Annotated in this window: 7 protein-coding genes and 2 pseudogenes; 7 read left to right on the top strand and 2 right to left on the bottom strand. The window is 46.5% G+C overall.

Annotated features, from left to right (window positions below):
• The 5 genes and pseudogenes from ACTIE0_RS21960 to ACTIE0_RS21940 all read left to right on the top strand — a co-directional run.
• Positions 1–65: pseudogene (locus ACTIE0_RS21960) on the top strand (zinc ribbon domain-containing protein); the annotation flags it as partial.
• A 275-nt stretch (positions 66–340) separates the two neighbouring features.
• Entirely contained in the window at positions 341–1,012 is a 672-nt protein-coding gene (locus ACTIE0_RS21955) for a DUF3318 domain-containing protein (RefSeq protein ID WP_035759958.1), read from the top strand.
• A 55-nt stretch (positions 1,013–1,067) separates the two neighbouring features.
• Positions 1,068–1,205, top strand: coding sequence for a hypothetical protein (locus tag ACTIE0_RS21950; RefSeq protein ID WP_187758280.1), 138 nt, complete (start codon positions 1,068–1,070; stop codon positions 1,203–1,205).
• A gap of 334 nt (positions 1,206–1,539) precedes the next feature.
• Positions 1,540–3,570 carry a DUF3769 domain-containing protein gene (locus ACTIE0_RS21945; RefSeq protein WP_231296451.1) on the top strand — a complete coding sequence of 677 codons (2,031 nt, stop codon included), beginning with the start codon at positions 1,540–1,542 and terminating at the stop codon, positions 3,568–3,570.
• Entirely contained in the window at positions 3,563–4,051 is a 489-nt protein-coding gene (locus tag ACTIE0_RS21940) for a hypothetical protein (protein ID WP_006668598.1), read from the top strand. Before ACTIE0_RS21945 ends, ACTIE0_RS21940 begins: the two co-directional genes overlap by 8 nt.
• 250 nt (positions 4,052–4,301) lie before the next feature.
• Here ACTIE0_RS21940 and ACTIE0_RS21935 read toward each other — a convergent pair whose 3' ends face one another.
• Positions 4,302–4,820, bottom strand: coding sequence for a phycobiliprotein lyase (locus ACTIE0_RS21935; protein ID WP_006622212.1), 519 nt, complete (start codon positions 4,818–4,820; stop codon positions 4,302–4,304).
• Positions 4,821–4,949: 129 nt separating this feature from the next.
• Here ACTIE0_RS21935 and petP point away from each other — a divergent pair, with 129 nt between their 5' ends.
• Both petP and ACTIE0_RS21925 read left to right on the top strand, forming a co-directional pair.
• Positions 4,950–5,153 carry a cytochrome b6f subunit PetP gene (gene petP, locus ACTIE0_RS21930; RefSeq protein WP_006622213.1) on the top strand — a complete coding sequence of 68 codons (204 nt, stop codon included), beginning with the start codon at positions 4,950–4,952 and terminating at the stop codon, positions 5,151–5,153.
• 161 nt (positions 5,154–5,314) lie between these two features.
• Entirely contained in the window at positions 5,315–6,406 is a 1,092-nt protein-coding gene (locus tag ACTIE0_RS21925; protein ID WP_006622214.1) for a Get3/ArsA fold putative tail anchor-mediating ATPase NosAFP, read from the top strand.
• A gap of 128 nt (positions 6,407–6,534) precedes the next feature.
• On the opposite strand, the pseudogene ACTIE0_RS21920 reads toward ACTIE0_RS21925, so the two are convergent.
• Positions 6,535–6,601, bottom strand: a pseudogene (locus tag ACTIE0_RS21920) (zinc ribbon domain-containing protein); the annotation flags it as partial.

The following is a 6,601-nucleotide window of genomic DNA, read 5'->3' as shown; positions in this document are numbered from 1 at the left end:
TTACCTTAACGGGTAATAGTGCTATCGTCGCATTGTCCGGGAACAACCGGAAAAATGTCGCGTAAATGTATCAGTTAAGCCATAACCAAAGGTGGTTTGCCGAACTATCAAGTAGCTGACTATAGCTATATTGCAGTCAGCAGTTGAATAGGCCACCAGAATGGACTCAACAATAGCGCTTTTAACCTAAGTGTTAAAGGCTCAATGAGTGACACATCATCTGGCGTGATTACTTCACTTCAGATGGTGCCATACTCAGAAACTTCCCGCCCTTGGCAGGATTTTTCTGGGTTGAATGTATCTGTGTCAGAATAGATATAAACTGCATAGAGCGGGAACCATGACATCATACGCAACCTCGACCGCCAAATCTGAAATGAGCGAACTCCGGCGACTGAAAAGTTTGCTACCCCCTGAATTACAGAGTTGGGTAACTGTGGAGAAAACCATTGAGGTTAACCCGCTATTGATTCGCTCAGAAGAAATTGGCAAAGATCAAGTAGAGATTCAAATTGATTTAGTTCGCTGGGAACAACTAGCCCTAGACCAGCGTAACCTGTTATTTTGGCACGAAGTCGCCCGCATTCAAAATGATACTATCCCCAGAGATGGCTGGGAAATGGCAGCCCTGGCTATTGGTTTAGGGGGTGCGGTGGGAGAACTGTGGGTACAGGATGGACTGCTGTTATTGCTGGCTCTGGCTCTGTGTGGAGTTTCTGGCTATCGCTTGTATCAGAAAAATAATGGGGAGCGAACCCTTATCGAAGCGATCGAAGCTGATGAAAAGGCGATCGCGATCGCATCTCGTTTTGGTTATACACTCCCCAACGCCTACAAGAGCCTTGGTAGTGCCTTAAAGACGTTAATTGAACAAACACCCAAAAAGCGACAAAGAGCCCGTTATGAAGCACGTTTACAGGCTCTCAAGCGCAGTGCGGCTAAAGCTAAAGCCAGGGTGAAAGGTAGTAGTCCAGATTCTTCATCCTCCAGTTCCGAGAGCATTTACGGATAATGGATGATCATGTAGGGGCGGGTTCCAATGTTCAGCCTATCTGGAGGCGAGAAGATTGATAAACCCGCCCTCTGTCTCGGCTCTGTGGGTTCGACAGTGGCGACTATCTGGGGGCGAGAAGATTGATAAACCCGTCCTCTGTCTCGGCTCTGTGGGTTCCACGGCGGCGACTATCTGGGGGCGAGAAGATTGATAAACCCGCCGTTTGGGGTGACGGAAGAGATCCGGCGAGGATAAGTAGATATACTGCGTGAAGCGGACTTGATATGATGCGAATATGTTAGAACCGAGTTTGTCAGTAAACTATGCCCTATCCGGTCCCGCCTCCTGAACCACCAGCGATTATCGAAACCCTTGTTAACCCAAGCCCCAATCAACCGCCCTCATATCAGAGCTGGAATCAACCGGAGTCTGGTTCAAAAGGATATATACAGCATAATCAAACGATCTCCTACGTTCTACCATCATCCTACGTTCTACCATCAAGCCCAAGCTCGGAAATAAAGCGCGAATCATCAGCAGCCCTTTTGGGTGAGCCCATTACCCGTAACTGGTCAGATATTTACGGGAACACGGGATTGTATCTAATTCCGAACACTGGACAAAGGGAATTAGAATTTCCCCAAAATGCGATCGCCTCCTCATCGAGTTACGGGATTAATAGCAGCCAAAAATTTACACATTTCGATCCCCATCGTCCCCTATACCTAGCCCAAACAGAACCTACCCCGTCAGAGGAGATTGAGATACCAGTAATTCCCCCCACAGACTTAGTAGAAGTCACAGCCGCCGAACAGGAATTTGACCAACAGCGACAAATCATCACGGCTAGAGGGAATGTCAGAATCAGATTTAGAGAAACCCTGATCGAAGCAGACCAAGCCCAAGTCAACCTTAGCACCCGTCAAACCGCCGCCAGGGGAAATGTCGCCCTACAAAGGGGGGAACAACTGGTTCAGGGGAGCCAGATGGAATATAACTTTGTGCGTAGTACCGGAGTCATCTACGAAGCGAGAGGAGTAGTTGTCACCCAATCGACCGCCTCTGACTTTGACATAGAACAACCAACCAACCTGACCCCTGCGCCCATTTTTTCCGGGTCTCTGTCAGATACCCTGACGGAAGCGCAACCAGTGACGGAAGTTACCACCACCGGAGAGACTCAAATCCAGGTAACTGGTGCTGCTTTCCCACAAGTTGGGGGGACTGTAAATCGTTTAAGGTTTGAAGCCGAACGCATCGATATTCAACCTAACGGAGAATGGGAGGCTACTAATATCCGCATTACTAATGACCCTTTTTCGCCCCCGGAATTGGAACTTAGGGCGGATAATGCTCAATTAAGGCGGATCTCTCCCCTACAAGATGAACTGCTGACAAGTCGATCGCGTCTAGTGTTCGACCAACGTTTCTCGATACCGCTATTTCGCGATCGCACTATTATTGACCGTCGCCAAAGGGAACCGAGTCCCCTAGAATTTGGCTATGACCTGAGAGACCTCGATGGTTATTTCGTCCAGTGGAACCTAACCCCCATTGAAGTAGGACCGTTAGAATTAAAAGTGGCTCCCCAGGTGTTAGTACAGCGGGCTATTTCGGAAAGTTTATCGCCACTTGACCCTCGATTTTATGGCTTGAACACCCGCTTATCTGGTCGCATTACCCCGACTACCTCTATAGAGGGACAGTTGAAAATTAGTAACTTTGAAGACTTCCCCCTACTAGGGGAAAACGCCTATAGGGGGAGATTAAGGGTTCGCCAATCATTAGAAGATTACACGCTCACCGGGGAATATAGCTATCGGGAACGGATATTTAACGGAACTCTGGGGTCACAAACGGTACACCGTAGTTTTGGCGCGGTTCTGACAGTACCTAATATCTTGATCGGACCATCAGGAGGATATGTTAATTTTCAAACCGGCTACCAAGCCATAGAAGCGAATACCGATCGCTTTGACCTTCTGGAGGCGGAACGCGAAAACGATCGCATCAGTCGCCAACGCTTTCAAACTGTTGGTACTCTGATCTATCCAATTCCCCTGTGGAATGGTTCGGCTCTCCCTGCTACGGCTTCCGAGGGACTCAGATACACTCCCAGACCTGTCATCCCCTTTGTGCGTCTGGTGGGAATTGCTAGAGGAGTGGCTAGTCTGTATTCTGAGGATGAATCCCAATTCTATCTTAGTAGTAGTGTGGGTATTCAAGGACAGCTAGGGCATTTTTCCCGCAGCTATCTGGACTATACGGGTTTCAGTGTATTCTATACTCAAGTGGCGATCGATGGTGCATCTCCCTTTTTATTCGATCGCATGGTAGATCAAAGAATCCTCACTTTGGGATTAGTTCAGCAAATTTATGGAGGGTTAAGGGGTGGTGTAGAATCAGCCATTAATTTAGATAGCGGTTTAGCCTTAAATTATGAATTTACCTTAGAATACAGTCGGCGCACCCATGGTGTCATCCTCAGAATTAATCCTGTCCAAAGACTGGGAAGTTTCAGTCTTAGGATTAGTGATTTTAACTGGACTGGGGATTCACCCCCTTTTGATGATTAGCCGTATGAGCCTATCACCCGCAGAACAAGCCGAAGTCCTGCTTAATCATTACAGTTTTGATCTAGAGGGAAAAACCTCAAGTCAAATTATTATAAATTGGTCGGAAATATATGATGTGAATTGGCTGCATCTTGCTGTCATCGAAGCTCTCTATTTGGGGCGTTATAAATCTATTTCAGTCCAGCAAATACTAGAGCTATGGAAACGCCGCAATCAGCCAATATATCACTTTAATTCAGAGTTTGAGCGCTTAATTTGCAATAAATTACCCCATGCTTTTAAGGATTATAAAATTGTTGAAAATTCCATACAAGAAATCAAAGGGAAGGAAAATCCACCTGTAAACGAAATACCAGCTCCGGAAAAACCAGTTATTGAATCTCTCCCAGTGAGTGAGATCACCCCGACTCTGACGCTCCACTATTCAGACTTTTGTGCCAAATTGCAAGCTATTATCGAAAATAGTCAAACTGATGAATAATAGATACAGTTTGTTCGGAAGTCGCTTCAAAAATTACCCTGACCCTAAAGCCCTCTCCCCGGGGGGAGAGGCACTTAGACAAGTAAGCCATGATGACTGAAAGGGCTGTATTTCAAAGCAGAGACAAGTGGTAGCTTGTCTCTACGACGGGGAGCCATTTAGCTGGGGTAATTATCAATTATCAATTGTCAATTGTCAATTATGATGTAGGGGCTGATTACCCAGGGAATATTAAAGGGGTTATGTTTTTTTACTTTAAACCCATGCGAATTTCCGAGCAAAAAGAAGCCAAAGCCAATCCATTACTATAATGAACAATACTGGTTCGCAGGCGTAGATTAGGAATCAAATACCAGATCCTCTCCTCAGCTTTAAACTGATCAGACTCAAGCCATAAAGTCAAAACATCATCCTTACCCATGAGATAACGACCCATTAATTGAGTCTGGCGATCGCCCCCCTGCTGCAAAAGTTTTCCTTGTAGGGGACTGTCGCTGACGACTAGGGGAACCAAAACCGCCGAACCTCGTTGCTGATCAGGATTTGATTCTATAGTCCCTTCCCAAGTCAACTTTAAACCCTTAGCTACCAATGCCGTGTCAACGCCATGATGGGAGCAGATGTCTATAACAATAGCATCATCAGGGGAAAGGGCTTCCATGACCAAATTAGATTTACCCGCCTCCAGGCTACCGGAAGTCAAATTGTGTACAGTCCGCTGAGAAAACCACTTTCCCGCACTCAACTCAAAAAATTCGACAATATCCATGATTTTCGTCCATTGCAATTAACCAACAAATAGCTTAAACACTTTGGTTATTCAACACAACTGCTAAAAAGGCGGACCGGATAACTGATAAACTGTGGATTGGTTCAATACCCAAGGAGAACACTGGAAGTGGCAATCGAAATCGGTCAACGAGTCAAAGTCCGGCGCATTAGAGATCGCATACCGGGAAATATCGTTACTCAACTCAAGCAAAATCCATTTGGAACTGTCAAAGGCTTTAAAATGGTCGATGGCAGTGGTATTGGTTTTGTCGTCCAATTTGAAAATAGTCTATCGACTTGGTTTTTTGAAGATGAGCTAGAAAATGCTTAATGACAATCCATTATCCGCGATCAGCGGCTCAGGTGCGGTTCCTGGGATAGGATAAATAACTAATCCATGAGCGATCGCGTAAGGCTTAGGTAGCATATATCGCCTCTCATGGGGGGGTTTTACCTAGACTGCGCGATCGCCAACCATATAGGAAATCATTGATGGCTGTGATTCTGACATTTTTGGGTAAGGGTGGTACAGGTAGAACTACAATGGCGATCGCCACCGCTAAAGGACTCGCCGCCCAAGGTAAAAGGGTTTTACTGGCCACCTCCGACAGCGGGCCAGGACCATCCCTGCTACTGGGAACTCCTTTGACTACGACACCCACCCCTGTAGAAACTAACCTAAAAGCAGTACAATTCCAGTGCGCTGCTTTACTGGAAAGCAGTTGGGAACAACTCAAGACACTAGAGGCGCAATACCTACGCACTCCCTTTTTTAAAAACGTCTACGGTCAGGAATTGGGGGTATTACCAGGAATGGATAGCGCCCTAGCCCTCAATGCCCTGAGAGAATATGATCATAGTGGCGATTATGATGCGATCGTCTATGATGGCAATAACAGCCAGGAAACATTAAGGATGCTGGGAATGCCAGAAATTCTCAGTTGGTACATCCGAAGATTTCGGCAGGTATTTCTGGACTCGGACTTAGGAAAAGCACTATCTCCATTTGTGCAACCCATTGCTAGTACGGTGTTAAGTGTGGATATCTCTGGGGATACCTTCGCCGGACCTACTAAAGAAATGAGCAATGTTCTGGAACAGGGAAAATCCGCAGTATCAGACCCTAACCGAGTTAGTGCTTATCTGGTGACTACGGAAGATGAAGTGGCGCGGGCTACGGCTAGTTACCTATGGGGAAGCGCTCAACAGGTAGGCTTAACTGTGGGTGGTATTCTCCTCAACCAGAGCCAACAAACCAGCTATTTGGCTGACAGCTTCGCCCCCCTGACGGTTACAGCCATTCCAGAAGCTGCTTCCAACTGGGAAACTTTAATCAAAGCCCTACCGGACTTTAGCCAAGCCACCAGCGCCCCGCGTTCCATCTCTATTGATGTCGCGCGCCGTCATGTCACCCTATTTTTACCAGGATTTGATAAAAAACAGATCAAACTCACCCAATATGGTCCTGAACTGACTATTGAGGCTGGAGATCAACGCCGTAATATTTTGCTACCTCCTTCCCTGACTGGTCAACCTGTAACTGGGGCTAAATTTCAAAATGGCTATCTGATTGTTTCTCTTTGACCTCATGGTAGGGTGCGTCAGAAAAATTTCTAATAATTAATACCAGAAAAATCTGACCTGACGCACCACAAATGCGACTGCTGAATCGACCCCTACGGCGATCAGCCCAACTAACTTGTCTGATACATTTACGCGACATTTTTCCGGTTGTTCCCGGACAATGCGACGATAGCACTATTACCGGTTAAGGTAACA

Origin of the sequence: Limnospira sp. (genome assembly GCF_051859755.1) — a bacterium.
Classification (GTDB): domain Bacteria; phylum Cyanobacteriota; class Cyanobacteriia; order Cyanobacteriales; family Microcoleaceae; genus Limnospira; species Limnospira fusiformis.
This window is presented reverse-complemented; position numbering and strand designations above follow the sequence as displayed.